Genomic DNA, 251 nt, shown 5'->3' with positions numbered 1-251 from the left:
CACCGCGCACTCGGCGAGAGCCCGGCCTATCTGAATTACGCGGTCTGGGAATCCACCGCCGCCTTCCGCGCGGCGTTCATGAACCCCGAGTTCAGGGCGAAGCTCTCGGCCTATCCAGCTTCGGTGGCGGCGTCGTCCTGCCAGGCTTTCAGGAAGGTGTCCTCGTCGGCCTTGTCGAGGGTGAAGAGGTTGACCAGTACGACGTTCCTGGCATCGACCGCGAGCTGGCGGTCGATCGGGAATGCGGGGTC

Annotated in this window: 1 pseudogene; it reads left to right on the top strand. The window is 65.3% G+C overall.

Going from position 1 to position 251, the window contains the following annotated elements:
- Positions 1 to 162: pseudogene (locus FNJ47_RS52220) on the top strand (antibiotic biosynthesis monooxygenase family protein); the annotation flags it as partial.
- Between the last annotated feature and the right edge of the window lie 89 nt (positions 163 to 251).

Origin of the sequence: Bradyrhizobium uaiense (assembly GCF_010811875.1) — a bacterium.
In the GTDB taxonomy this organism is placed as follows: Bacteria; Pseudomonadota; Alphaproteobacteria; order Rhizobiales; family Xanthobacteraceae; genus Bradyrhizobium; species Bradyrhizobium uaiense.
This window is presented reverse-complemented; position numbering and strand designations above follow the sequence as displayed.